Raw genomic sequence first — 23576 nt, forward strand, 5'->3', positions numbered from 1 at the left:
GTGGGCCGTCCCTAGGATGAGCCCCATGTCACTCCCGCACGCGATCCTCACCGCCCTGGTCGAAAAGCCGTCGTCGGGGCTGGAGCTGACCCGCCGGTTCGACAGGTCGATCGGCTACTTCTGGTCGGCCACGCACCAGCAGATCTACCGCGAGCTGGGAAAACTGGAGGCGGAGGGCCTCATCCGCGCACTGCCCGGCGGCCGGCCGGTCCGCGGGCAGAAGAAGTCCTACGAGGTCCTGCCGGCGGGCCGCGCCGAACTGGCCCGCTGGACCGCCGCCCCGCACGACCCCAAGCCCCTGCGGGACACGATGCTGCTGCGGCTGCGCGCCGCCGCGGTGGTCGGCACCGCCGGTGTGGAGGCGGACCTGCGCCGCCATCTGGAGCTGCACGAAAGGCAGTTGGCCGAGTACGAGGAGATCGAGGAGCGGGACTTCCCGCCCGGCCGGGACAGCACCGAGGACCGGCTGCGCCACCTGGTGCTGCGGGCCGGGATCGACCTGGAGACGTTCTGGACCCAGTGGCTCGGGCACGCCCTGGCGGAGTTCGCCGAGCTGCCGGACGACGAACCGGCCTGAGCGGCCCCCGCCCTGCGCCGCCCCCCGGCCGGGAGACGTCCTCGGACTGGAGACCCGACCCGGCCGGAGACCCGACCCGGCCGGAGACCCGACCCGGCCGGAGGCAGGCTCAGAACCGGTACGGCTTCGAGCGGCGGCGCAGGAACCAGGCCGCTGCGATGACCCCGGCCCCCACCAGCGCGCCGCCCGCCGCCAGGGTGGCCGTGCCGTAGTCCCGGACCGCCCCGCCGAGGCCGCCCATGACGCCGCCCGGCGACGCGGACGGGGAGGGGGCGGCGGAGCGGCTGGGGGAGGGCGAGGGCGAGGGGGAGGGCGCCGAGGAGACGATGACCGTCTGCGTGCCCGCGGTGCTGTTGTTGGAGCACATGACGATCACCGTGTACGTGCCCGGCGTGATGCCCGACCAGGCCGCGGACTGGCCCGAAGCGCTGCCGGACAGCGCCACCTGCCGCCCCTCCGCGAAGTCCCGCTGGCTGCTGGTGAGCAGCGACGCGGTGCCCCAGGCGCCGTTGAGCTGGGCGCAGGCCGTGGTCGTGACCGACACGGTGGTCCCGGTGGTGCTCACGGAGATCCCCGGTCCCGCCACGGCCGGTTGGGCGGCCAGGAGGACGGGCAGCGCGAAGACGGCTGCCACGGTCGCACCGGAACGGACAAGTGGCGATGAGCTGCGCATGTGGACTGCCCTCCGGCGGCACGGTCGGCGGTACATCCCTTGCGCCGCCGGGATCGGGAACGCCCGTGCCCCCGCTGGCAGCCAACAGGGCGCCGATCGCCCCCGCATGCGGAGCGCGACCGCCCAGGTGACGGGCACACCGTCCGGCGGCGGGCCTGACGTGCGTCAGCCGCCCGCGCCCAGCGTCACCTTCCGCTCCGCCGAGAACCCGCCCCAGGTGCCGTCGGCCAGCCTCGCCCGGACCCGGACCCGGTGCGTGACGCCGGCCTCGCGTCCGGCGTAGAAGCTGTACTCGGCACGGTCGCGCGGCGCGTCGGCACCGTAGACCAGCGAGGTGGCGGCCCGGCCGTCCAGGTGGATCTGGTACTCGGTCACCGGGGACTCGCTGTCCGGCGGGACCCAGGAGAGGTCCAGGTAGTAGGCCCCGTCGGCACGGTGGGAGGCGGCGCGCAGCTCCGTGGGCGCCGTGGCGCGCCCGTCGTCGGTGCCCGGGGTGGTGATCCGTACGACGGCGCCGGCGGGGGAGACGTTGTCGGCGGCGTCCCGCGCCCGGACGGTGAACGAGTAGCGGGTGCCCGGTCGCAGCCCCGTGACCACGGCCGCGGTCTGACCGCCGCCGACGCTGTGCACCTTGGCGTCGCCCTGGTAGACGTCGTACGACACGACCTCGCGGTCGTCCTTCGCGGCCGACCAGGTGAGCTGGACCGCCCGGCTGCCCGCCGCTCTGCCGCGCACGTCGCCCGGGCGGGTCGGGGCGGAGTCGTCGGCCACGGCGGCGGGGGTGGTCGCCCGCACCTCCCGGCTGCGCGGCCCGAGCCGTCCGTCGGCGTCCCGCGCCCGGACGGTGAAGACGTAGGCCGTCGAAGGGCTCAGCCGGGTGACGTCCACCATCCGGCGGGTCGCCGGCACCTTCGTGACCAGGGTGCCGCCGCGGTACACCTCGTAGCTCTCGACGTCGTCGACCGCGTGCCACATCACGTGCACGGTCGTCGCGCTGCCGGCCTTCGCGGTGACGCCCGTGGGCACCGCGGGCAGCCCGCCGCCGTCGCCCTCGCCGTCCCCGCCTCCGCCCCAGCCGCAGGAGGCGAGCAGCAGGAGCGCTCCGCCGAGCAGGGCGCACCGGCGCGCGAGCGCGGGAACGGGAACGTCACGCACGGCTGTGCCTCCCTGCGGCGGCGGCCCGAAGGCCGCGACGGTGATGCGACGACTGGGGCCCGCAATGGTCCGGACCAATATGACTCCTGTGTCGCGATCACATCAAGAGGGCCGTCGGTGCGGATCACTCGGAAGGGTTACGTATGCTGGGACCTCTCACGGCCGAACTCCCGGGACACCCGGCGTAGTTCGGGTCGTTGGCGCGTGGACCGCTGTCGTCGCTGACCCGCGCCGGCGAGACGGCCGGACGGGCCGGGGCCGCAACGGACCCGGCCCGCCCGCCCCCGGTCGTCCGCCACCTCGACGCGCGGGCCGGACACCGGGTGTGCACCGTCTGGCCCTGCGAAAGGTGCTCGCGCGGACGTTTCGGGGACAGATGGGGCCGAGTGCTGCCCATGTCCCCGAGGGAGAGGCCACATCGTGCGTGTCCAGTCGCTGACACTGGTCGCGGCCAGCGCCGCCCTGCTCGCCCCCACGACGTTCCCCGCCGCGCCGCCCGCGCCCCTGCCGGACCCGGCGCGGGTCCTGCTGCCCGGCCTCCCGGACCGGGACGTGCCGCGGCACGCGGACCGGTCGGGCGTACGGGCCGGGCCCCTTCCGCACGTCCCGGCGGGGCCGCCCGGACCCTCGCCGCGGGTCCGCCCGGACTCCGGGACCGGTGCCGGCGGGGAGCGGGCCGAGGGCGACGGGCCCGTCCGCGCCGCCGATCTGCTGGCCAGGGCGCGGCACTGCGACCCCGTCTCGCGCGGGCGGTACCGCAGCGACGCCGGCGCACCGGCGGACATCCCGGTGTGCGGAACGCGGGAGGCCGTGTACTGGAAGGCCGACCTGGACATCGACTGCGACGGCCGGCCCGGCGACCGGTGCAACGGGCGCACCGACCCGGAGTTCAGCCCCGCCACCGCGTACCCGGATTCCGACGGCCGCCCGCTGGACGCCGAACGCCTGCCGTACGTCGTCGTACCCGGCCCCAGCGACACCTGGGACCCCGGCGAGGACCACGTCCGCGGCGGGTCGCTCGCCGCCCTGGTCCACGGCGACCGGGTGCGGTACGCGGTCGTCGGCGACGTGGGCCCCACCGACCTCATCGGCGAGGCCTCCTACGCCGCCGCACGCTCCCTCGGCATCCCGGCGGACCCGGCGGGCGGCGGCGCGGCATCCGACGTGACGTACATCGTCTTCAAGGACAGCAAGGTGACGCCCGTGGAGGACACCGCCGCGGCCGAGAAGGCGGGCGAACGCCTGGCACGGAAGTTCGCGGCCGGAGATTGAGCGGGTGCGGGGTCCCGGCGCGATCAGCCGCGCCCGGTGCCGGCGGAACCGCAGCGCGGACCGTCCCGCCGCGCCCTCCGGAGGCGGCTCCCGGGCGGCAGGCCGTGGCCCGGCCGTGTCCGCCCGGCCGCCTGAGGTATGCCGTGTCCGTCCGGCTGTCGCGGCTCTGCCGTTGGCGGCCCGCCGTGTCCGCTTGGCGGATTCCGCCCGGCCGTGTCCGGCCCGCTGTGCTCGCCCGGCCGTGTCCGGTCTGTTGCGGGGGCGGGACGCTCGGGGGCTCCGCCCGCTGTCCGTCTGCCGTCCTTCGCCGGGTCAGTCCGCACGGACCCCGTTGGGCGAGTCCGCTCGGGCTCCGTTGGGGCCTCGTCCCGGCCGCCCGCTCAGACCTTCCGGTAGGAGTACGCCTCCGCTGCCGCGGCCTCCACGGCGGCGAGGTCCGCGCCGGTCGAGGCGGTGACGACCGCCGCCACCGCGCCCTCCACGAACGGCGCGTCCACCAGACGGGTGTTGTCCGGGAGTTCGTCGCCCTCGGCGAGCAACGCCTTGACGGTGAGGACCGCGCTGCCGAGATCGGTGAGGACGGCGACCCCCGCGCCCCGGTCCACCGACGCCGCGGCGGCCGCGACCAGTTCCGAGCTGGTGCCGAACCCGCCGGAGGCGGTACCGCCCGCCGGGGCGACGGGCACCGCACCGCCGCCGCCCGACAGGGCCTTGGCCAGCTCTGCCACGGAGGCGGCGACCTGGGCGCTGTGGGAGACCAGGACGATCCCCACCATCTGCCGCTCGTCACTCACCGGCCGTCTCCTCCAGTGCCACGAAGATCAGCGCGGCCGAGGTCGCCCCCGGGTCCTGGTGCCCGATGCTGCGCTCGCCCAGATAGCTCGCCCTGCCCTTGCGGGCCTGCAACGGCGTGGTCGCCTCCGCGCCCTCCACGGCCGCCGTACGGGCCGCCGTGAACGAGTCGGCCAGGGCCTCCACGGCCGGCACCAGCGCGTCCACCATGGTCTTGTCGCCCGGCGCGGCACCGCCGAGGGTGCGCACCGCGTCCACCCCCGTGCGCAGCGCCTCGGCCAACTGCTCCGCACTCACCTCGCCGGAGTCGCCGAGCGCCTTGCCCGTACGGCGCAGCAGCGTCCCGTACAGCGGCCCCGAGGCACCGCCCACCGTGGAGATGAGCTGCCGTCCGGCGAGGGCCAGGACGGCGCCGGGCGTCGCGGGCGCGTCCTTCTCCAGCGCGGCCGACACGGCCGTGAACCCGCGCTGGAGATTGCTGCCGTGGTCGGCGTCGCCGATGGGTGAGTCGAGAGCGGTGAGCCGCTCCGCCTCACGGTCGACCAGCGCGGTGGTCGCCGTCATCCAACGGCGGAAGAAGTCGGCGTCGAGCACAGGATCTCCTTGCCTCGTAGATACGTCGCGACGGTTTCCCTGCCCGCCGTCACATGCCCCAGCGCAGACCGGGGGTGCTGACCGGCGCGTCCCACAGTCCGAGCAGCTCCTCGTCGATCTCGCACAGGGTGACCGAGGCGCCGGCCATGTCGAGGGAGGTGACGTAGTTGCCGACGAGGGTGCGGGCCACGGCCACGCCCCGCTCACCAAGGACCCGCTGCACCTCGGCGTTGAAGCCGTACAGCTCCAGCAGCGGCGTCGCGCCCATGCCGTTGACCAGGACCAGGACGGGGTTGCGCGGGACGAGATCGGTCAGCACCGCGTCCACGGCCGCCTCGGCGATCTCGCCGGAGGTCATCATGGGCCGTCGTTCCCGGCCGGGCTCCCCGTGGATGCCGATGCCCAGTTCCAGCTCGCCGGAGGGGAGGTCGAAGGTGGGGCTGCCCTTGGCCGGCGTCGTGACGGCGCTGAGCGCCACGCCGAAGCTGCGCGAGCCGTCGTTGACCCGGCGGGCGATCGCCTCCACCTGCTCCAGTGGCCGCCCCTCCCGCGCCGCCGCCCCGGCGATCTTCTCCACGAACAGCGTCGCCCCCGTGCCGCGCCGGCCGGCGGTGTAGAGGCTGTCCGTCACCGCCACGTCATCGTTGACCAGCACTTTCGCGACCCGGATGCCCTCGTCCTCGGCCAGTTCGGCGGCCATGTCGAAGTTCAGCACGTCGCCGGTGTAGTTCTTGACGACGAACAGCACGCCGGCCCCGCTGTCCACGGCCGCGGCGGCCCGCACCATCTGGTCCGGCACGGGCGAGGTGAACACCTCGCCCGGACACGCCGCCGACAGCATCCCGGGACCCACGAACCCGCCGTGCAGCGGCTCGTGCCCGGAACCGCCCCCCGACACCAGCGCGACCTGCCCGGCGACGGGGGCGTCCCGCCGCACGATCACCCGGTTCTCGACATCCACGGTCAACTCGGGATGGGCGGCCGCCACACCACGCAGCGCGTCCGCGACGACGGTCTCGGGGACGTTGATGAGCATCCTCACGGGTATCTCCTGGGTAGATCGGCGGATGGGCCTGTGACCTGTGCTTTTGCTGGTCGGAGCGGGGCGTTGACGCCGACTTCGGCGGCGGCGTGTCCGGTTCTGCGCCGCGCCGGCCACGCACCGGCACGAGACCTACAGGAGCAGTATCAGCCCTGCGACAGGGAAGGTCACCTGAAGCGACGTCCGGAGAGTCCAGGACTCACGGCGACCGCGCCCTCCTGGCCGGCCCTGACCACGCACGTGGGCCACGGTCAGGGTGGCCGACGGCGTGGTGGGCACCGGGCGTACGGACGAAGTCGGGGTGCGGGGACGCGGGAGGGGTAGGCCACGGACCTTGCGGTCAAGGACCGTTCAGTGTGCCTGTGTCTCCGGCGCCGGCGCGTGCTGGGAACTGTAGCCGGGGACGACGAGGCGGCCGCCGGTGACCGGGTCGGGGATGACGACGGACGCCAGGCCGAAGACCTCCTGGACCATCTCGGTGGTGACGACCTCGTCCGGTGGGCCCTGCGCGACGATGCGGCCGTCCTTCATGGCGACGAGGTGGTCGGCGTAGCGGGTGGCCTGGTTGAGGTCGTGGAGGACGGCCACGACGGTCCGGCCGCGTTCGAGGTTGAGACGGCGGACGAGGTCCAGGACTTCCACCTGGTGGGCGATGTCGAGGTAGGTCGTGGGCTCGTCGAGCAGCAGAAGCTCGGTGTCCTGCGCCAGGGCCATGGCGATCCACACGCGTTGCCGCTGGCCGCCGGAGAGTTCGTCCACGGGCCGGTCGGCGAGGGAGGCCGTGTTGGTGCGTTCGAGGGCCTCGCCCACGGCGTGCTCGTCGGCCTCCGACCACTGCTGCCACCACTTCTGGTGCGGCTGCCGGCCGCGGGCGACGAGGTCGGCGACGGTGATGCCGTCCGGTGGCGTCGGGGACTGCGGCAGGACACCGACGGTCCGCGCGATCTGCTTGGCCGGGAGACCGGCGATCTCGGCGCCGTCCAGCAGCACGGCGCCGCGCCGCGGCTTCAGGAGGCGGCCCAGCGCCCGCAGGACGGTGGACTTGCCGCAGGCGTTGGGCCCGACGACGACGGTGATCCTGCTGTCGGGTATCTCCAGGTCCAGGCCCTCGACGACGGTGCGGTCCTCGTAGGCCAGGCTCAGGTCGCGGGCGGAGAGTCGGCTGACGGACGGGCGGCTCATGACGAGGTGCCTCCGGAACGGCTGCGGGTACGGATGATGAGCCACATCAGGTACGGGGCGCCCACGACGGCGGTGAGTACACCGGTCGGCAGCTCGATCGGGGAGAACAGGCGGCGGGCGAACAGGTCCGCGACCACGACGACCAGGGCACCGGTCAACGCCGAGGACAGCAGGGGAATCTGAGCCGTGCGGGTGAGCCGGCGCGCGATCTGCGGGGCGAGCAGCGCGACGAAGTCGACCGGTCCCACCGCGCCGGTGGCCACCGACGCCAGGACCACGCCGAGTGCGGTCAGCCCGAGCCGGACCCGGCCCAGGGGCACACCGAGCGAGGTCGCGGTGTCGTCGTCGAAGGACACACCGCGCTGGGCCCGCGCCGCCCACAGGGCCGCCGGGACGGCGACCAGGAGCACGAGCGCGAGGGGGCCCGCCTCCGCGTAGCCGCGGCTGTTGAGCGAACCGGTCAGCCAGACCTTGGCCTGCTGGGCCACCAGGTAGTCGCCCTTGGTCAGAAGCAACTGGGTCAGTGAGCCGAGCGCGACCGACACACCGATGCCGACGAGCACGAAGCGGGAGGAGTGGAGCCCGCCCCGCCACGCGAAGACGTACACGAGCAGGGCGGCCGCCATGCCACCGGCGACGGAGACGTAGGGCAGGGTGCCGGACTCCACGGCGTTGAAACTCAGCGCGGCGACCGTGGCGGCTCCCGCCCCGTGCGTGACGCCGATGACGTCGGGGCTGGCGAGCGGGTTGCGGGCAACGGTCTGCACCAGCGCGCCCGCGACGCCGAACGCCGCTCCCGCGAGCAGCCCCACGACCAGACGCGGCAGCCGCAGCGTGCCCACCACCAGTTCGTCGGAACTGGGCAGGCCGAACAGTACGCGTACGACCTCCGTCGGTGCGACGAACGATTCACCGACGCACAGGTACGCCACGACCGCGCAGGCGAGCAGCACCGCCAGCGCGACCGCGACGACGACCGCCCTGCGGTGCACGAGGAAGCTGGCCCGCCCGCCGCGCAGTACGGCATGCCCCGCGGGGCGCAGAGCGGGCCGGGAGGCCGTGGCGACGGATTCCGGGAGGCTCACGCGGCCACCACCGTTCGACGCCGGACCAGGGCGATCAGGAACGGCACACCGATCAGGGCGGTCATGACGGCCACCGGCACCTCCGAGGGCGGGAAGAGGATCCGGCCGAGCACGTCGGAGCCGAGGACCATCACCGGACCCAGCAGCGCCGCCAGCGGCAGGACCCAGCGGTGCGCCGTGCCCACCAGGGCGCGGGCGATGTGCGGGACGGCCAGGCCGGTGAACGCGATCGGGCCCACCGCCGCCACCGCGGCGCCCGTGAGGACGGTCGCGGCGAGCGCTCCCAGGAGCCGCAGCAGGCCGACGTTGTTGCCGAGGTTCTTGGCGGCGTCGTCGCCCAGCGCGAGCGCGTCGAGACCCCGGGCGAGCGCCACCACCAGGACGGTCCCGGCCAGGACGAACGGCCACACCTGGCCGATGACCTCGCCGTCCCGCCCGCTGATCGAACCGACCTGCCAGAAACGGAACTCGTCCAGAGCACGTGCGTTGGTGGTGGCGATCCCGGAGACGAGCGAGGCGAGGAAGGCGTTCATCGCGGCGCCCGCGAGCGCGAGTTTGATCGGCGACGCTCCGCCCCGTCCGCCGCTGGCGACCGCGTAGACACCGACCCCGGCCACCGCGGCTCCGGCGAACGCGAACCAGACGTAGCCGCCCAGCGTGTGCACGCCGAAGAACGCGATCGCGCTCACCACGCCGACCGACGCGCCCTGGCTGACACCGAGGATGCCCGGTTCCGCGATGGGGTTGCGGGTGATGCCCTGCATGACCGTTCCCGCGAGCGCGAGCGCGACGCCGGCGAGGACGCCGACCACGGTCCGGGGCACCCGCAGCGCGCGCACCACCTGGGCGTCGTCGCTGCCGCCGTGGTGGAACAGGGCCTGGAGCGCCTCACCGGGCGCGATCTGACGACTGCCGACCATGAGGCTCAGGAGGACGGCGGTCAGCAGCATCGCCACGCCGGCCAGCAGCCAGCCCGCCCGTCGGCGGGTGGGGTTGGGTGGCGACATGCGCCGCGCTCGCTCTCTTCTGCTCTTCCGCTCTTCTTCTCCGCTCAGGCCGTCAGGTGCTTCTGGAGGTCGTCGAGCACCTCGTTGGCGGCGGTGACGCCGAGCCCCAGGTACCACGTCTCGTCCGGCACGTCGTAGGCGTGCCCGTCCTTGACCGCCTTCAGGTTCTTCCACAGCGGGTTGGCCTGCGCCTTGCTCTTGTCCGTGGCCTTCGCATCGCCGTAGACACCGGTGAAGACGTAGTCGGCGTCGGCCTGGTCGATGTTCTCGGCGCTGACCTCGGCGGCCAGGTCCATGATGTCCTGGTTCTCGGGGCGCGGGATGCCGACGTCCTGGAGGATCGTGCCGATGAACGAGGCGTTGGCGTAGAGCCGGATCACACCGTCGGGCAGGTAGCGGACCATGGACACGGTGGGCTTGTCGTTCCCCAGCTCGTCCCCGAGCTCCTTGGCCTTCTTCTCGTACGCCGCCAGGTTCGCCTCGGCCTGCGCCGTCCTGTCCAGTGCGGCGGCGTTGAGACGGTAGTTCTCCTTCCAGGTGAAGCCGGGGCGGATGGAGAAGACGGTGGGCGCGATCTGCGACAACTCGTCGTAGGAGTTCGCGGCGCGCAATTGGCTGCCCAGGATCAGGTCCGGCTTGAGCGCGGCGATCGCCTCCAGGTTGAGGCTGTTGATGGTGCCGATGTTCTTCGGACTGCCCGCGTCCTCCTTGAGGTACGACGGCAGTTCCGGTGAGCCCTCGGTCGGAGCCAGACCGACCGGCTTCACACCGAGCGAGACGACGTTGTCGAGCTCGCCGACGTCCAGCACGACCACACGCTCGGGCCGCGCCTTGATCTCGGTGGTGCCCATGGCGTGCTTGACCGTGCGGGGCCACTGGCCGGGCTTGGCGTCCGTACCGAGGGCGGCGGTCTTCTCGGCGGCGTCGGCGAAGTCCTTCCCGCCCTTGGCGACCGACTTCGAGTCCTTCGCGCCGGCGGCAGTGCCCCGGTCCTGGTCGCTCCCGGAGGAATCGGCGCCGCACGCAGCCAGGGACAGCGCGGCGGCGGCGACGAGAGCGACGGCGGCTGCACCGCGACGCCGATGAGACATGCTGACTCCTAGATCCGGTTCACCTGTGAATATTTAGGCGAGCCTTACCTTAAGTGCATCTCCCGCGCGGGACGCAAGCGGGGGCGGAGAAGCTCCCCGGGGCCGCATCACTCCTCCGGCTCGAACGCCTGGGCCACGGCCAGGCTGTCCTCGTAGACGTGATGCCGGGTGACCAGACCGTCCTCGACGGTGAGGTGCAGGGCGAACCGCGCGCGATACGCGCGTCCGGTGGGCCGGGCCGTCTGGCGGATCTCGCCGAGCACCACCGCGTCGCGGCCGTCGACGAGGACGCGTTCGACCTCGGTCGCCACCGCTTCGGGCACGTGGTGTTCGGCGAGCTCGCGATAGTGGGCGGCCGCGTCGGCCCGGGTGGACCGGTGCCGGATCCACGGGGTGGCGTCCCGTCCGTGCTCGGCCTCCGGCCAGTCGAGCTTCCAGTCGCCCTGCTCGGCGTACAGCTCGGCGATGCGCTCGGGATCGCCCTCGCCGATCCTGCGCAGCAACTCTTCGACCACGGAGCGGGTGTTCGCGGGCGCGGCTGTGGACACGGCCGACCTCCTCTCGCCGGTCCGCGTCCGGTGACGCGGAGACCGCACCGAGCCTGACAGCGTCTCCCCGCTGAGACCATTACCGCAGAGGTAGGGCGAGCGCGAGGGGTGCCCGTGCTGCGGCCGGGGTCAGCCGCGCGGGGAGGCGCCGGAGCCGGGCCCGCCGCTCTACGAGGCCGGCAGGGCCAGCGACTTGAAGGCCTCGGTCTGCCGCCGGATGCCCGTCTCCGTGGGCAGCCGCTCGATCGAGCTGGCCCCGAAGAAACCGACCACGCCGCGCGTGCGCGAGAGCACGTACTGCGCGTCCTCGGGCTCGGCGATCGGGCCGCCGTGGCACAGGACCATGATGCCGGGGTTCACCTTCACCGCCGCGTCGCGCATCGCCTGGATCCGGTCGACGCACTCGTCGAGGCCGAGCGCGGTGGTGGCCCCGATCGTTCCCTTGGTGGTCAGGCCCAGGTGGGGCACCAGGACGTCGGCGCCGGCCTCCGCCATCGCCGCGGCCTGGTCCGGGTCGAAGACGTACGGAGCCGTCAGCAGGTCCCGTTCGTGCGCGGCGGCGATCATCTCGACCTCGTGGCCGAAGCCCATGCCGGTCTCCTCCAGGTTCTGCCGGAAGACGCCGTCGATCAGCCCCACCGTGGGGAAGTTCTGCACGCCCGTGAAACCGGCCTCCTTCAGCCGGTCCAGGAACCGGCCCATCACCCGGAACGGATCGGTGCCGTTGACCCCCGCGAGCACGGGGGTGTCCCGCACCACCGGCAGCACCTCGTCGGCCATCTCCATCACGATCGCGTTCGCGTCGCCGTACGCCAGCAGACCCGCCAGCGATCCCCGGCCGGCCATGCGGTAGCGCCCGGAGTTGTAGATGATCAGCAGATCGATGCCGCCCGCTTCCGCGGACTTGGCGGAGAGGCCGGTTCCGGCGCCGCCTCCGATGACCGGGCGGCCGGACGCCACCGTCTCCCTCAGCCGCCGCAGGGCCGTTGCGCGGTCCATGATGTCGCTCCTTCCTCGGGCCCACGGTGCGTGGGCCGTTCGCTGCCGGCCCGGCGCCGGGTCGCGCCGGGCCCCGGGTCACCGCCCGGCGGTGATCAACTCGTGCAGGCGGCGCGCGGCCCGCCGGCCGAACCCCGGGTCGTTGATGTGCGCGTCGGCCTCCACGACCTCCACGGCCGACCCGGCCAGCGCCTCGCGCAGCGCGGTGAACAGCGCCGCGTCCGCCTCCGCGTCCCGGAACGGGCCGCCGTCCGCGTCGGCGCCGCTCACGCCGCGCAGCGGCAGGAACACCGTGACCGGTCCCCGCGCGGCGGCCAGCTTGGCGCCGATGCGCCGTCCCAGCTCGGCGTTCTCCGCGGGCGTCGTGCGCATCAGGGTCACCGTCGGGTTGTGGACCACGAACGTGCGGTCGTCGAAACGGTCCGGAACGGTCTCGCGCGGCCCGAAGTTGACCATGTCCAGCGCCCCGGTCGACACGACCTGGGGGACGCCGCGCGCGCCCGCCGCCTCCAGGCGGCGGGGCCCGGCGCTGAGCACACCGCCGACCAGGTCGTCGGCCAGTTCCGTCGTCGTCAGATCGAGCACGCCCGCGAAGCGGCCGTCACCGGCCAGCTTCTCCAGGGTGCGGCCGCCCGCCCCGGTGGCGTGGAAGACCAGCGGCTCGTAGCCCAGCCGGTCCAGCTCCTCCCGGGCCTCGTCCACCGCCGGAGTGGTCAGGCCGAACATCGACAGCCCCACCAGCGGGCGGTGCCCTGCCGCGGGGGCCGCCCGCCGCTCCGCGTACTCCCGTGCCATGGCGCAGACGCCCGCCGCCGCGTTGCCGAAGACCTGCGCGGACAGCGAGTTGATCCCGGCCACGTCCACCACCGCGTACATGAGGGTCACGTCCACCGCGCCCACGTACGGGGTGACATCGCCCGCGGCCATCGTGGACACCAGCACCTTCGGCACGCCCACCGGCAGCTCCTGCACCGCCCGGGACGCCACCGACGTGCCGCCCGAGCCGCCCACCGCCAGCACGCCGTCGAGGCGTCCGGCCGCGTGCAGGCGGGTGACGGTCCGGGCGGCGCCCGCCGCCATCGCCTCCATCGCCCTCCCGCGGTCGCCCGCGGCCCGCAGCGCCGCCAGGTCGGCGCCCGCCGCCCGCGCCACCTCCTGCGCGGTGACGTCCGCCGTGGCGTCCGACAGCGGACCGACGTCCACCGTCACCACGTCCACTCCGTGCCCGCGCAGCCGCTCCGCGAGCCACGCGTACTCGGCGCCCTTGGTGTCCAGGGTGCCGAGGAGTACCACCGTCGCCATGTTCCTGCCTCCCGCTCTCCTTCGAGCCGACGTACCCATCCTCGACCTCGCCGTGCCGGCGGGCGTGGTCCACTTGGAGGCAAGTGGTCCACGCCGGTGAGGAGAGGAGCGGGCGCATGCGCGGCGAGGCGGAACGGGTGGCGCGCCTGCTCGGCGCGTGGCGCACGGAGCAGCCCGTGCGGACGGCCCTGCGGGACGCCCTGGCCGAGCTGGTCGACGGCGCGCACCTGCCACCCGGGTGGCGCATGCCGGGGCAGCGGGACCTCGCGGACGCGCTCGGTGTCGCCCGGGGCACCGTGGCGCGGGCGTACGCGGACCTCGTCGCCGACGGCCGCCTTTCCTCGCGCCACGGCTCGGGCACCTACGTGCGCGGTGCGCGCGGTGCCGCACGGCCGGGGGAGGGGAGGCTGACCTCCTTCGACGGCACGCGGCCCGTGGTGGACCTGTCCTCCGGCGCGCTTCCCGGATCCGACCTGGTCGCCGACGTCATGCCGGAGGTCGGCCGGCTGCTCCGGGACCACCTGCGCGGACCCGGCTACCACCCCGCCGGCCTCCCCGAGCTGCGGCAGGCGCTGGCGGACGACTTCACCCGCCGGGGGGTGCCGACCCGCGAGGACGAGATCGTGATCACCGCCGGTTCGCAGCAGGCGGTCTGGCTGATCGCCACGGCGCTCACCGGGCCCGGCACCCTCACCCTGGTGGAGGACCCGAGCTACCGCGGCGCGCTGGAGGCGTTCGCCGGCGCCGGCGGCCGGGTCCAGGGCGTACGGTTCACCTCCGCCGGCCCGGACCTCGACCTCCTCGCGCGCGCCGGCGCCGGGGCGGACCTGCTCTACGTCCAGACCGCGCTGCACAACCCGACCGGCGTCCACACCCCCGGACCGCGGCGCCGGGCCCTGGGCGAACTCGCCGCGCGCCACGGCCTGCTGGTGGTGGACGACCAGTCCCAGGCCGACCTGGGCTGGCACCGTTCCGAGCCGCTGCCGGGCCTGGACCGGCACACCGACCCCGCCGCACTGCTGACCGTCGGCACCCTCTCCAAGCTGTTCTGGGGCGGCATCCGCGTCGGCTGGGTCCGCGGTCCCCGCGAGATCGTCGGGCGGCTGGTGGAGGTGCGCCGGGCGGTGGACCTCGGCAGCCCCGTCGCCGACCAGCTCGCCGCCCTCCTCCTGCTGCCCCGTGCCGCTCAGCAGCGGGAGCACCGGCGCGCGTTCCTGCTGCGGCAGGCCGCGGACACCGAAGCGGTGCTCCGCGCGACGTTGCCGCACTGGCGGTGGCAGCCCCCGGCCGGCGGTTCCGGCCTGTGGATCGACACCGGCGCCAACGCCGTGCGGCTGGCCGGCCGGGCCCTGGAACGCGGCCTGCGGCTCACCCCGGGCCCGGCCTTCTCCCCGCACCACAGCCACGACCGCTACGTCCGTCTCCCGGTGTGGCTCCCGCACAGCACCGTGCTCGACGTCGCCCGCACCCTGGCCGAACTCGGCGCACCGGGCGCGGAGTGACGGGCCGCCGAGTCGACGGCCGGGCGACACCACCGCCGAGCACGAGCGCGCCTGCCGAAGACGGCGCCGGACGCCGTGGCCGTCCCCGCGCTCAGACGTGCTCTTCGGCGGGAAAGCCCGTCCAGCGCAGCTCGGGAGGCAGGTGCCGCATGTCGTTGGAGACGAGGACGGAGGCCGCCCGGCCGGGGGCGTAACGGATGACCGTGAGCGCCGCGTTGCCGTGGTTGAGACCGAGCCACCGCCACTTCGGCGCGTACAACGCGTCACGGACGAGCCAGCCGACGAGGAAGTTGTGGGTGACGACCAGTTCGTGCCGGTCCTCCGTGCCGTCCGTCACCGGCCCGGTGAACCGGCGCAGCGCCTGCCGGGCGAGTTCCGCTCCGTGTTCCCGCTCCTCGGCCGTGACTCCGGCGAGGAAGCGGAGGTAGTGGTCGGCCGACTCGGGCGGCAGCTCGGCCCGTTCCGGTACGTGGGGCAGGTAGTCACCGGCGATCTCCGAGACGCGCGGGGTGACACCGGTCAGTTCGCCGGCGACCAGGCGCGCGGTCTCCCGCGCCCGCGGCAGCGGGCCGTGGTGGAAGGCGGCGAAGGGGATGCCCCGCAGCCGCTTGCCCAGCAGGGTGGCCTGGCGCCGTCCCGCCTCCGTCAGTCCGGTCTCGTCCGGTGACGCCTCGCCGTGCCGTGCGAGGTAGAGGTAGCGGGTGGCCGTGCCGGTCATCTCGGACTCCTTGGGGCGCGCACGCATGCTCTTGACGCTTCGGCGGACGCACGCTCCGCACTCCCCGGTTCCCGTTCGCGCTCCCCGAGCCGCCCCCCGGCGGCGGCCTCAGCGTGCGACCTCCGCCCAGACCACCTTGCCGGTCTCCGTCCAGCGCACCCCCCACCGGGTGGTGAGCCGGTGCACCACGTGCAGGCCGCGGCCCCTGTCGGCGAGAGGCCGGCACCGGCCCAGCCGCGGCCGGCCGTTGCCGGTGTCGCCGACCTCGCACAGCAGGCCGTGGCCGGTCCTGATCAGCCGTACGGTGACGGGTCCGCCGGCGTGGCGGACCGCGTTGGTGACCAGCTCGCTGACCAGGAGCAGCACCTTGTCCCGGGTGGTGTCCCTGGTGTCCCACTGCCGCAGCGGCGCGGAGACCAGCGCGCGCGCCCGCGCGGCCGAGTCCTCGCGGGCCGGCAGGTGCCAGGTCGCGGTGTCGCCCCTGCGATGACCGATCGTGCGCGCGAGCAGCAGCGTGACGTCGTCGCGCCGGCGGGTCGGCATCACCTCGGCAACCACCTTCCGCGCGGCCTGCTGCAGCGTGTCCCAGGGGTGCACCGCGGCCACGGCCTCCGTCAGCCTGCCGATGCCCTCGTCGATCGGCAGGGCCGGGTCCTCGACCAGACCGTCGGTGTAGAGGGCCAGCAGGGAGCCCGGCGGCGCGGGGAAGGTGTGCACGCCGAACGGCTCCCGCAGGGCGAACTCGGCACCCAGACCGGGGTGCGGGTGGACCGGGAGCGGGGCGGCCCGTCCGTCCGGCGACACCAGGATCGGAGGGAGGTGGCCCGCGTTGGACAGTGCCAGCCGGTGGCCGACCGGGTCGTAGACGGCGATGCAGCAGGTCGACCCGAGGGCGCTGTAGCCGGCCGCCAGCCCCGAGTCCGCGTCGTCCAGCAGTGTCACGGTCTCGTCCAGGTGTTCCAGCACCTCGTCGGGCGCGAGTCCCGCGGACAGCAGCGCCCGGGCCTCCATGCTCAACTGGCCCATCGTCGCCGCGGCTCCCAGGCCGTGGCCGACGACGTCGCCGACCACCAGCGCGGTCCGCCCGTCGGGCAGCGGGAAGCTGTTCACCCAGTCACCGCCGACGCCCGCGCTGTCGGGCGTGGTGGGCTGGTAGACGCTGGCGGTCTCGACGGTGCCGCCGCCGGAGCGCGGCAGCAGCCGGCGCTGCAGGGCCAGCACCTGCGTGTGCTCGCGCTGGTGCTGGCGGGCCAGGTCCACGTGGTGGGAGGTCCTGGCCACCAGTTCCTGCAAGTCGAACAGCTCGCTGTCGGCGAAGGGACGGTCCGCCCGGCGCCAGACCTCCGCCACGCCCAGGACGACGGGCGGGTCGCCCTCCAGGACCAGCGGAACGCAGGCCACCCCCGCCGAACGCTCGCCGGGCACCAGGGCCCGCACCAGCCGCGGACTGCCGAGCACACGCTCGATCGCGGTACGGTCGGGGAGGACGAAGGACTGCGGTGCGTCGGCACGCCGTGTGGCCCGCGCCAGCAGCCGGCTCGCCTCGCCGGGGAGGTCGTCGCCCAGGGTGACGTAGCCCTCGGGCCACGCCCGGTCCGGCACCAGCGCCGCCCGGCGCAGCCGGATGCGGTCCTGCGCCCGCCCGGTGACGTGCTCGCCCGTCCACACTGCGAAGTCGAGGTCGATGGCGGCCACGTCCCCCCAGGCCAGCAGGGACTCCGCGAGCGACTGCGCGGTCTCGCCGATGTCCAGGGAGGTGCCGATCGCGGTCTCGGCGGCGTACAGGTGCAGCCTCCTGGCCATCGCGATCACGGAGACGGTCAGGCCCTCCCGGGGAGCCGCCGCGGGCAGGATGCTCATCGAGACGACCAGCTCCGAGCCGTCGGTGCGCCGCAGGCGCTGCACCCGGGCGACGTGCGCCTCACCGGTCTCCAGGACCTGGCGCAGCCGGCGGGTGACGGTGGGTACGTCCCCCCGCGGCAGCAGATCGACGAACGGTCTGCCGATCACCGCGTCCACTCCCGCGAAAACGGGGGCCTCGAGGTTGCGGTGGGTGACTCTCAGCTCCCGGTCGAGATTGACCGCGCCGAGGATCTGCTCCGGCCGGCCCGCCGCCCGGCCCTCGTGCTCCGAGGGCTGTCCCGCGGGTTCGGTGTTCGACTCGGCGGAGTCGGGACCGCCCGCCCGGTCATGGGGGAGGTAGCGACCCAAGGCGCTGCTGACCAGGTCGAACCCCGACGAGGACGAAGAGGGGGGTGTGGAGTCCATGCGGCTCCCTCAGCTCACTCGCCAACCCTGGCACAGTGCCGGGGCCGTACCCGAACCCGTGCGGAAGAGCCCCGAGTACCCCGACCGCACCCCCCATTCAATAACACCCGCGGGTGCTTCGCCCACACCGGCGGACCGCACGGCGACCACGGACGGTGACCGGTCCTCGCCCCTGAGGCGTCCTACAGCCACTCGCCTTCCAGGGCGGTGGCCGTCAGCCCCGGGGCAGCCGCGTACAGGACGGCACGGCTGCCCGCCTCCTGGCCCGCGTCGTGGGCCCGGCGCAGGATGTCGAAGACGGCGGCGCCTCCGCGGTTGCCGGTGGTGTAGCTGTCCCGGCTGTGGCGCAGGAGCCCCGGCGGCCACTCCTCGGGCATCGTCTGTTCCATGTACTCCAGCACCCGGGTGCCGCCGGGGTGGGCGAGCAGCAGGTCGGGGTGCCAGGAGCCGGGGCCGTCCTCGTGGCGGGCCCGGAGCCACTCCCACATCGCGGCGACCGTCTCCTGAACCGCCCGCGGCCCGCGCCGGTCCATCACGAAGTGGGTGCCGTCCGCCCGCGTCTCCAGGCGGTGCAGGTCCCGCGTGCCGGGCAGCGTGTGGTGCCAGGAGGCGTCCAGCCGGAGCACCGACTCGGGCCTCGGGCGGCCGGTGACGACCGCGGCGACCGCGGTGTCCGCGAACAGCAGCCGGACGATCAGGGACTCCAGGGTGTCGTCCGCGGGCTGGTAGGTCGTGCTCAGCGCCTCGGAGATCACGACCAGGACCACCCGGTCGGGGTCCGCCGCCACCAGGTCCGCCGCCAGCGCCAGCGAACGGGTCCCGGCCACGCAGGCCCACTGCGTGGCCGGCAGCAGCATGGTGTCACCGCGCAGCGGAAGCCGGTTGGCCAGGGCGACGTCCAGACCGGGCAGTGCCGGGGTGGTGGAGTTGCTCGTGATCAGGCAGTCGACGTCCGCGACGTCCAGCCCGGCGATCTGCAGGGCCCCGCGCGCCGCGCGCTCCCCGTAGGCCTGCACGGCCTCCCAGGCCGGAGCGGTGCGCTCCTGCACGGTCTGCGGTGCGGGTACGGCCTCGAGCGCGGCGATCACGCGGTCGGCGTCCTGCTCGGTGAAGCCGTCGCGGAGCAGCGCCTCCCGGGCGGGCCCGGGGCCGGCCGGTCCCGCGCCGCTCCCGTCGCCGGGGGCGACGGCGGCCTCCAGGGGGAGCATCCAGCCGCGGGTCTCGATCCCCGTGCTCGCCGCGATGCCCTCGGCCCGTGGTGCCCACGCCGCGTCCGGGTGCCGGTCGTGCACCTCCGCCACGATCTCTCGGGTGTGCACGGAGTGCGCGCCGTGTATCACGGCGGGAGGGCACAGGTATGCGGCCACGGTCGGCACCTTTCTGCGGGGGTCTGCGCTGAGCCGTCGGCGACGGAGTGGCGCCACGCGTGCTGCGGCGTGGCCCGCTTCGGACCGTCGCGACCAAGTCGTCGTCGGCGCACGCCACTTCGGGCGGCGCGTGTTCTTCTACGAGCATGGACGCGAAAAGGGCATTTGCGCAGTGACCCACGCAACGCGGACGGCCTCCGCGTGCGTGAGACGGCGCACACGCGCACAGGCCGCCCGGTGTCCGGACGGGGAAGGGCGTGCCGACCGTCGGCGTGGACGGCACACCCGGCCCCTCAGGCGGACGTCGGTGTGTCGGTGGGCAGCGACCCGGTGGCCGGACGGTCATCCGCGCCCCGGCGGGGACGCAGCCGGGAGGCGAGGCTCCAGCGGCCCGGTCCGAGGGCGGCGACCAGCAGGAAGGACCAGCAGAACATGGCCGCCGGCTCCCCGCCGTTCTCGATCGGGAAGAGTCCGTCGGGCTGGTGCTCGACGAAGTAGGCGTACGCCATCGACCCGGAGCACAGGACGGCCGCGGCGCGGGTGGCGAGGCCGCACAGAACCAGCGTGCCGCCGACGAGCTGCACCACGGCGGCCCACCAGCCCGGCCAGGCGGCGAAGCCGGGTGCGGCTCCGTGCGGTCCGCCCAGGACGTCGAACAGGGTGGCGGCTCCGTGGCAGGCGAACAGCAGGCCTGTGACGATGCGGAAGAGCGCGATCACGTGCTCCCTGCGTTTCTCCAACGCTTCCAACGGTGGTGCTCCTCTCTTGCGCAACGGCCGCGGGCGAACCGGGCGGCCGGTGGGGATGGTGCGCAGCACGGGGCGGGGCACGACGGCGTCCCGAGGGAGGGGGGAAGACGCGCGGCCCATTCGACTTTTAACCATCGCCCCGATCCTTGTCTAGACCAATAGCGTGACGAGTCGCATTCCGGCCTGCGTGCGCCAAGTGCCCTCGGCCGTCCGTCGGTTGGTGGTGCGCGACCCCTTGACCGCGTCGGCTTCGCCGCTATGGTCTAGACCTGAACTTGCCAGGTCTAGACCTGTAGGGAAAGGGGCACGAGATGCGCACGAAGAGACGGGTGGCCGTCGCGGTCGGGGCACTGGTCGCACCGCTGCTCGCCGTCAGCCTCCCGGCGAGCACGGCCGGCGCCCACGGATGGGTGACCTCGCCCGGCAGCAGGCAGGACCAGTGCGCCGCGGGGGTCGTCGACTGCGGTCAGATCAAGTACGAGCCCCAGAGCGTCGAGGGACCCAAGGGCCTCAAGAGCTGCAGCGGCGGGAACAGCCAGTTCGCCGAACTCGACGACGACAGCAAGGGCTGGCGGGTCACCCCCGTCGGTACGACGCACACCTTCACCTGGCACCACACGGCCCGGCACGCCACCGCCAACTGGCAGTACTTCATCGGCAACCAGAAGATCGCCGAGTTCGACGGCCGCGGCGCGCAGCCCGCACCGGACGTGAGCCACCAGGTGGACTTCGGCGGCTTCACCGGCCGTCAGAAGGTGCTGGCCGTCTGGAACGTGGCGGACACCGGCAACGCGTTCTACTCCTGCATCGACGTCAACATCGGCGGGAGCGGCGGCGGCGACGGGGGCGGCGGCGACGGCGGAAGCGGCGAGCCCGGCGCCTGCGACGCTCCGCTGTGGAGCGCCGGCGGCGTCTACGGCGGCGGCGACACCGTCTCCCACGGTGGCCACCACTGGCGCGCCAAGTGGTGGGTGACGGGCGAGGAACCCGGCACCACCGGCGAGTGGGGCGTCTGGGAGGACCTGGGAGCCTGCGCGGCCGCGTGACCCTCCCGGCCACGTGACCGCGACGGAGCGGCGCGCACCGCCCGGGGTGCGCGCCGGCCCCGCCGGCGACCCGAGTATTCCCGCGGACGACCGGGTCCGCTTTTCCCGGAAGCCGGTAAAATAAATTCAAAGCGGAAAGGGGGCCGCAATGGATCCGTGGCTGATCTGGCTGATCGTTTCCGGCGTGATGATCGTGGCGGAGATCTTCACCCTGACCGCCGCTCTCGGAATGCTCGGAGTGGCCGCGCTGATCACCTCCGCGTCCGCTGCGGCCGGCCTTTCGGCGCCCTTTCAATTCCTGGTTTTCACGGTCGTCTCCGCGGTCACCCTCCTTTTCCTGCGCCCCGTCGCGGTGCGCCACCTGCACCAGCCCCAGACCGAGCGTTTCGGCGTGGAAGCCCTGGTCGGCCAGGCCGCCTACGTCGTCTCCGACGTCACGGGGAGGGACGGCAGGGTGCGCATCGGCGGTGAGGAATGGTCGGCCCGTGCCTACGACGAAACGCTGGTGATCCCCCGGGGTGCGACCGTCGACGTTCTGGAGATCAGCGGCACCACCGCATTCGTCTACCCCCGGGAGTGACCATGGAAGCCTCGGCGTTCCTCATCGCCGGTGTGATCGTCGCGCTTCTCGCCGTTTTCACCGTGGTGCGGGCGGTGCGCATCGTGCCGCAGGCCCGCGCCCGCAACGTGGAACGGCTGGGCCGCTACCACCGCACCCTGAAACCCGGACTGAGCGTCGTCATCCCGTACATCGACCGCGTCTATCCGGTGATCGACCTGCGTGAACAGGTCGTCTCCTTCAAGCCGCAACCGGTCATCACCGAGGACAACCTGGTCGTCGAGATCGACACCGTGCTGTACTTCCAGGTCACCGACCCCCGCGCGGCCTTCTACGAGATCGCGAACTTCCTCCAGGCGGTCGAGCAGCTCACCGTCACCACCCTGCGCAACGTGGTGGGCTCGATGGACCTGGAGAAGACCCTCACCTCGCGCGACACCATCAACAGCCAGTTGCGCGGCGTGCTCGACGAGGCCACCGGCAAGTGGGGGCTGCGGGTGAACCGGGTGGAGATCAAGGCGATCGACCCGCCGCAGTCCATCAAGGACGCCATGCAGAAGCAGATGCGCGCCGAGCGGGACAAGCGGGCCGCGATCCTGGGCGCGGAGGGCCAGCGCCAGTCGCAGATCCTCACCGCCGAGGGCGACAAGCAGGCCGCCGTCCTGCGTGCCGAGGGCAACCGCACCGCCGAGATCCTCAAGGCGGAGGGCCAGTCCCGGGCCATCGACGAGGTCTTCCAGGCCGTGCACCGCAACGACCCCGACCCCAAGCTGCTGGCCTACCAGTATCTCCAGGTGCTGCCCCAGCTCGCCCAGGGCTCCGGCAGCACGTTCTGGGTCATCCCCAGCGAGGTCACCTCCGCGCTCCAGGGAGTGTCCCGGGCATTCACCGAAGCGCTGCCCCAGTCGCCGGCCACCCGGGAGCACCCGTCCGACGACGGCGCCGCCCAGGCGGCCAGCGACACGGCACAGGCCGCGGAGGCCGCCGCCCAGGCCCTCGCCGACGCGGCCAGGGCCAACGGTGTGCCCCCCGAGGGCCACGCGGCGTGAGCTTTCAGCCGAGGGCCGGGCCCGTGACCGGCCGGCCCTCGGCGTCGTAGGGCCAGACATTGGTCCGGCAGCCGTGCAGCCCCTTGATCTGCTGCATCATCACGGGGGCCGGACGCCCCGCTCCCGGGCACCCCTCGTGACCGTGGCCGAGGAAGTGCCCGACCTCGTGATTGATGATCAGCGCCCGGTAGGACGTCACGTCGTCCGCGTAGTACTGCGTCGCCAGCAGCCACCGCTTGAGGTTGACCATCACGTCCTGGCCCACGTTGCAGTTGACCTCCCCGCCGGTGTCCAGGCCGTACCGCCCGCAGATGTCGTCCACCGTCGACGCCGTGGCGAGCCGTACCCGGAAGTCGGACGTCCCGCCGGTCACCCGCCGGAAGCCCACCTTCCCGTCGGCCGTCCAGCCCCGCTCGTCGGCGAGGACGCGCTCGACCTCGGCCGCCACCTCCCCGGCCGGGATCCCGATGCCGTCCTCGACCTGCACCACGTAGGTCAGGGTCCGGCCGCTGCCGCCGACCCGGTCGCCGCCCCCGTCGGCGGTGGCGAAGGTCCCCGGCCCGGACGAGGGTATCGATCCGGGGTCCGGCTTCTCGTCCGTTCCCTTCTCGACGCCTTCCCCGGCGCCCTTCTCCTCCTCGCCCTTCTCCGGGGTGGGCGAGGCCGCGTCCTTCCGGGCCTCCTCCGTACGGCCGGTCTGCGTCGGCGCGGGAGTGGCGGCCGCGTCGGCGGAGTGGCCGGTGGGCTCCGTGCCCCCCTTGAAAGCCAGGCCCCCGGCGAGCGCCAGGACGGCCCCGGCCGCGACCCCCGGCCACAGCAGTCGGGACCGGCCGCCCCGTCGGCGGCGAGCACGGCCGCCGCGGCGCCGGCGGCCCGCGGCGGAGGAGGGTGGGGGAGTCGGTCGGCGGTGCTCGTTCATGATCAGACAGCGTGCTCCCGGCGTGTGATCGTGCGGGGACGCCTTGTGGACCGCTGTGTAACAGCCCTCACCCCCGGGCC

At 73.8% G+C, this 23576-nt stretch carries 23 protein-coding genes; 6 read left to right on the forward strand and 17 right to left on the reverse strand.

Translation table 11 applies throughout. The features are described from left to right. Window positions 1-25 precede the first annotated feature (25 nt). The gene (locus IG88_RS0102210) at window positions 26-577 is read left to right on the forward strand and encodes a PadR family transcriptional regulator (protein WP_031034281.1); all 552 of its coding nucleotides are present in this window, start codon (window positions 26-28) and stop codon (window positions 575-577) included. A gap of 109 nt (window positions 578-686) precedes the next feature. On the opposite strand, the gene IG88_RS0102215 is transcribed toward IG88_RS0102210, so the two are convergent. Beyond that, on the reverse strand, window positions 687-1250 hold the full coding sequence (locus tag IG88_RS0102215; protein ID WP_031034283.1) for a hypothetical protein: 564 nt from the start codon (window positions 1248-1250) through the stop codon (window positions 687-689). 165 nt (window positions 1251-1415) lie between these two features. After that, window positions 1416-2405, reverse strand: coding sequence for a fibronectin type III domain-containing protein (locus tag IG88_RS0102220; RefSeq protein WP_031034285.1), 990 nt, complete (start codon window positions 2403-2405; stop codon window positions 1416-1418). Window positions 2406-2825: 420 nt separating this feature from the next. On the opposite strand from IG88_RS0102220, the gene IG88_RS0102225 reads away from it, so the two are divergent. Continuing rightward, window positions 2826-3677 carry a glycoside hydrolase family 75 protein gene (locus IG88_RS0102225; RefSeq protein ID WP_037835171.1) on the forward strand — a complete coding sequence of 284 codons (852 nt, stop codon included), beginning with the start codon at window positions 2826-2828 and terminating at the stop codon, window positions 3675-3677. Between the two features lie 380 nt (window positions 3678-4057). Here the strand turns inward: IG88_RS0102225 and IG88_RS0102230 are convergent, their stop codons facing one another. The 10 genes from IG88_RS0102230 to IG88_RS0102275 all read right to left on the reverse strand — a co-directional run bounded on the left by IG88_RS0102230 (window position 4058) and on the right by IG88_RS0102275 (window position 13319). After that, window positions 4058-4453: a PTS-dependent dihydroxyacetone kinase phosphotransferase subunit DhaM gene (locus IG88_RS0102230; RefSeq protein WP_031034290.1), complete on the reverse strand. Its 396-nt coding sequence runs from the start codon at window positions 4451-4453 to the stop codon at window positions 4058-4060. A 10-nt stretch (window positions 4454-4463) separates the two neighbouring features. Then, window positions 4464-5063 carry a dihydroxyacetone kinase subunit DhaL gene (dhaL, locus tag IG88_RS0102235; protein ID WP_031034292.1) on the reverse strand — a complete coding sequence of 200 codons (600 nt, stop codon included), beginning with the start codon at window positions 5061-5063 and terminating at the stop codon, window positions 4464-4466. Window positions 5064-5112: 49 nt separating this feature from the next. Then, on the reverse strand, window positions 5113-6105 hold the full coding sequence (dhaK, locus tag IG88_RS0102240; protein WP_031034294.1) for a dihydroxyacetone kinase subunit DhaK: 993 nt from the start codon (window positions 6103-6105) through the stop codon (window positions 5113-5115). Window positions 6106-6456: 351 nt separating this feature from the next. Beyond that, window positions 6457-7287 carry an ABC transporter ATP-binding protein gene (locus IG88_RS0102245; protein WP_031034297.1) on the reverse strand — a complete coding sequence of 277 codons (831 nt, stop codon included), beginning with the start codon at window positions 7285-7287 and terminating at the stop codon, window positions 6457-6459. Continuing rightward, a complete protein-coding gene (locus IG88_RS0102250) occupies window positions 7284-8372 on the reverse strand; it encodes a FecCD family ABC transporter permease (RefSeq protein ID WP_031034299.1) in 1089 nt (362 codons plus the stop codon). The genes IG88_RS0102245 and IG88_RS0102250 overlap by 4 nt, the downstream gene beginning before the upstream one ends. Continuing rightward, entirely contained in the window at window positions 8369-9379 is a 1011-nt protein-coding gene (locus IG88_RS0102255; RefSeq protein ID WP_031034301.1) for a FecCD family ABC transporter permease, read from the reverse strand. Before IG88_RS0102255 ends, IG88_RS0102250 begins: the two co-directional genes overlap by 4 nt. A 44-nt stretch (window positions 9380-9423) precedes the next feature. Beyond that, window positions 9424-10470 (reverse strand): ABC transporter substrate-binding protein, encoded by a 1047-nt coding sequence (locus tag IG88_RS0102260; protein ID WP_031034304.1) that lies wholly within the window; start codon window positions 10468-10470, stop codon window positions 9424-9426. A 107-nt stretch (window positions 10471-10577) separates the two neighbouring features. Beyond that, complete coding sequence (locus tag IG88_RS0102265; RefSeq protein ID WP_031034306.1) at window positions 10578-11018, reverse strand: nuclear transport factor 2 family protein; 441 nt, start codon at window positions 11016-11018, stop codon at window positions 10578-10580. A gap of 168 nt (window positions 11019-11186) precedes the next feature. Continuing rightward, a complete protein-coding gene (locus IG88_RS0102270) occupies window positions 11187-12017 on the reverse strand; it encodes a phosphoenolpyruvate hydrolase family protein (protein WP_031034307.1) in 831 nt (276 codons plus the stop codon). A 78-nt stretch (window positions 12018-12095) separates the two neighbouring features. Beyond that, the gene (locus IG88_RS0102275; protein WP_031034311.1) at window positions 12096-13319 is read right to left on the reverse strand and encodes a Tm-1-like ATP-binding domain-containing protein; all 1224 of its coding nucleotides are present in this window, start codon (window positions 13317-13319) and stop codon (window positions 12096-12098) included. Between the two features lie 116 nt (window positions 13320-13435). Here IG88_RS0102275 and IG88_RS0102280 point away from each other — a divergent pair, with 116 nt between their 5' ends. Then, on the forward strand, window positions 13436-14821 hold the full coding sequence (locus IG88_RS0102280) for a PLP-dependent aminotransferase family protein (RefSeq protein WP_051851724.1): 1386 nt from the start codon (window positions 13436-13438) through the stop codon (window positions 14819-14821). Between the two features lie 91 nt (window positions 14822-14912). Here the strand turns inward: IG88_RS0102280 and IG88_RS0102285 are convergent, their stop codons facing one another. The 4 genes from IG88_RS0102285 to IG88_RS0102300 form a co-directional block, all read right to left on the reverse strand. Next, window positions 14913-15539: a histidine phosphatase family protein gene (locus IG88_RS0102285; protein ID WP_031034315.1), complete on the reverse strand. Its 627-nt coding sequence runs from the start codon at window positions 15537-15539 to the stop codon at window positions 14913-14915. Between the two features lie 108 nt (window positions 15540-15647). Then, on the reverse strand, window positions 15648-17807 hold the full coding sequence (locus IG88_RS0102290) for a SpoIIE family protein phosphatase (protein WP_031034317.1): 2160 nt from the start codon (window positions 17805-17807) through the stop codon (window positions 15648-15650). Window positions 17808-17989: 182 nt separating this feature from the next. Further along, window positions 17990-19174, reverse strand: a complete 1185-nt coding sequence (locus IG88_RS0102295) for a type III polyketide synthase (protein ID WP_031034319.1) — start codon at window positions 19172-19174, stop codon at window positions 17990-17992. A 293-nt stretch (window positions 19175-19467) separates the two neighbouring features. Then, a complete protein-coding gene (locus tag IG88_RS0102300; protein ID WP_031034321.1) occupies window positions 19468-19923 on the reverse strand; it encodes a DoxX family protein in 456 nt (151 codons plus the stop codon). A 311-nt stretch (window positions 19924-20234) separates the two neighbouring features. Here IG88_RS0102300 and IG88_RS0102305 point away from each other — a divergent pair, with 311 nt between their 5' ends. The 3 genes from IG88_RS0102305 to IG88_RS0102315 all read left to right on the forward strand — a co-directional run bounded on the left by IG88_RS0102305 (window position 20235) and on the right by IG88_RS0102315 (window position 22577). Continuing rightward, on the forward strand, window positions 20235-20969 hold the full coding sequence (locus IG88_RS0102305) for a lytic polysaccharide monooxygenase (protein WP_031034323.1): 735 nt from the start codon (window positions 20235-20237) through the stop codon (window positions 20967-20969). 148 nt (window positions 20970-21117) lie between these two features. After that, window positions 21118-21549, forward strand: a complete 432-nt coding sequence (locus IG88_RS0102310; RefSeq protein ID WP_031034325.1) for an NfeD family protein — start codon at window positions 21118-21120, stop codon at window positions 21547-21549. 2 nt (window positions 21550-21551) lie between these two features. Further along, window positions 21552-22577 carry an SPFH domain-containing protein gene (locus tag IG88_RS0102315; RefSeq protein ID WP_030398960.1) on the forward strand — a complete coding sequence of 342 codons (1026 nt, stop codon included), beginning with the start codon at window positions 21552-21554 and terminating at the stop codon, window positions 22575-22577. A gap of 4 nt (window positions 22578-22581) precedes the next feature. On the opposite strand, the gene IG88_RS0102320 is transcribed toward IG88_RS0102315, so the two are convergent. After that, window positions 22582-23496: a DUF3152 domain-containing protein gene (locus IG88_RS0102320; RefSeq protein ID WP_031034326.1), complete on the reverse strand. Its 915-nt coding sequence runs from the start codon at window positions 23494-23496 to the stop codon at window positions 22582-22584. Window positions 23497-23576 lie beyond the last annotated feature (80 nt).

Origin of the sequence: Streptomyces sp. NRRL F-5650, from assembly GCF_000721365.1 — a bacterium.
Lineage (GTDB): Bacteria > Actinomycetota > Actinomycetes > Streptomycetales > Streptomycetaceae > Streptomyces > Streptomyces ardesiacus.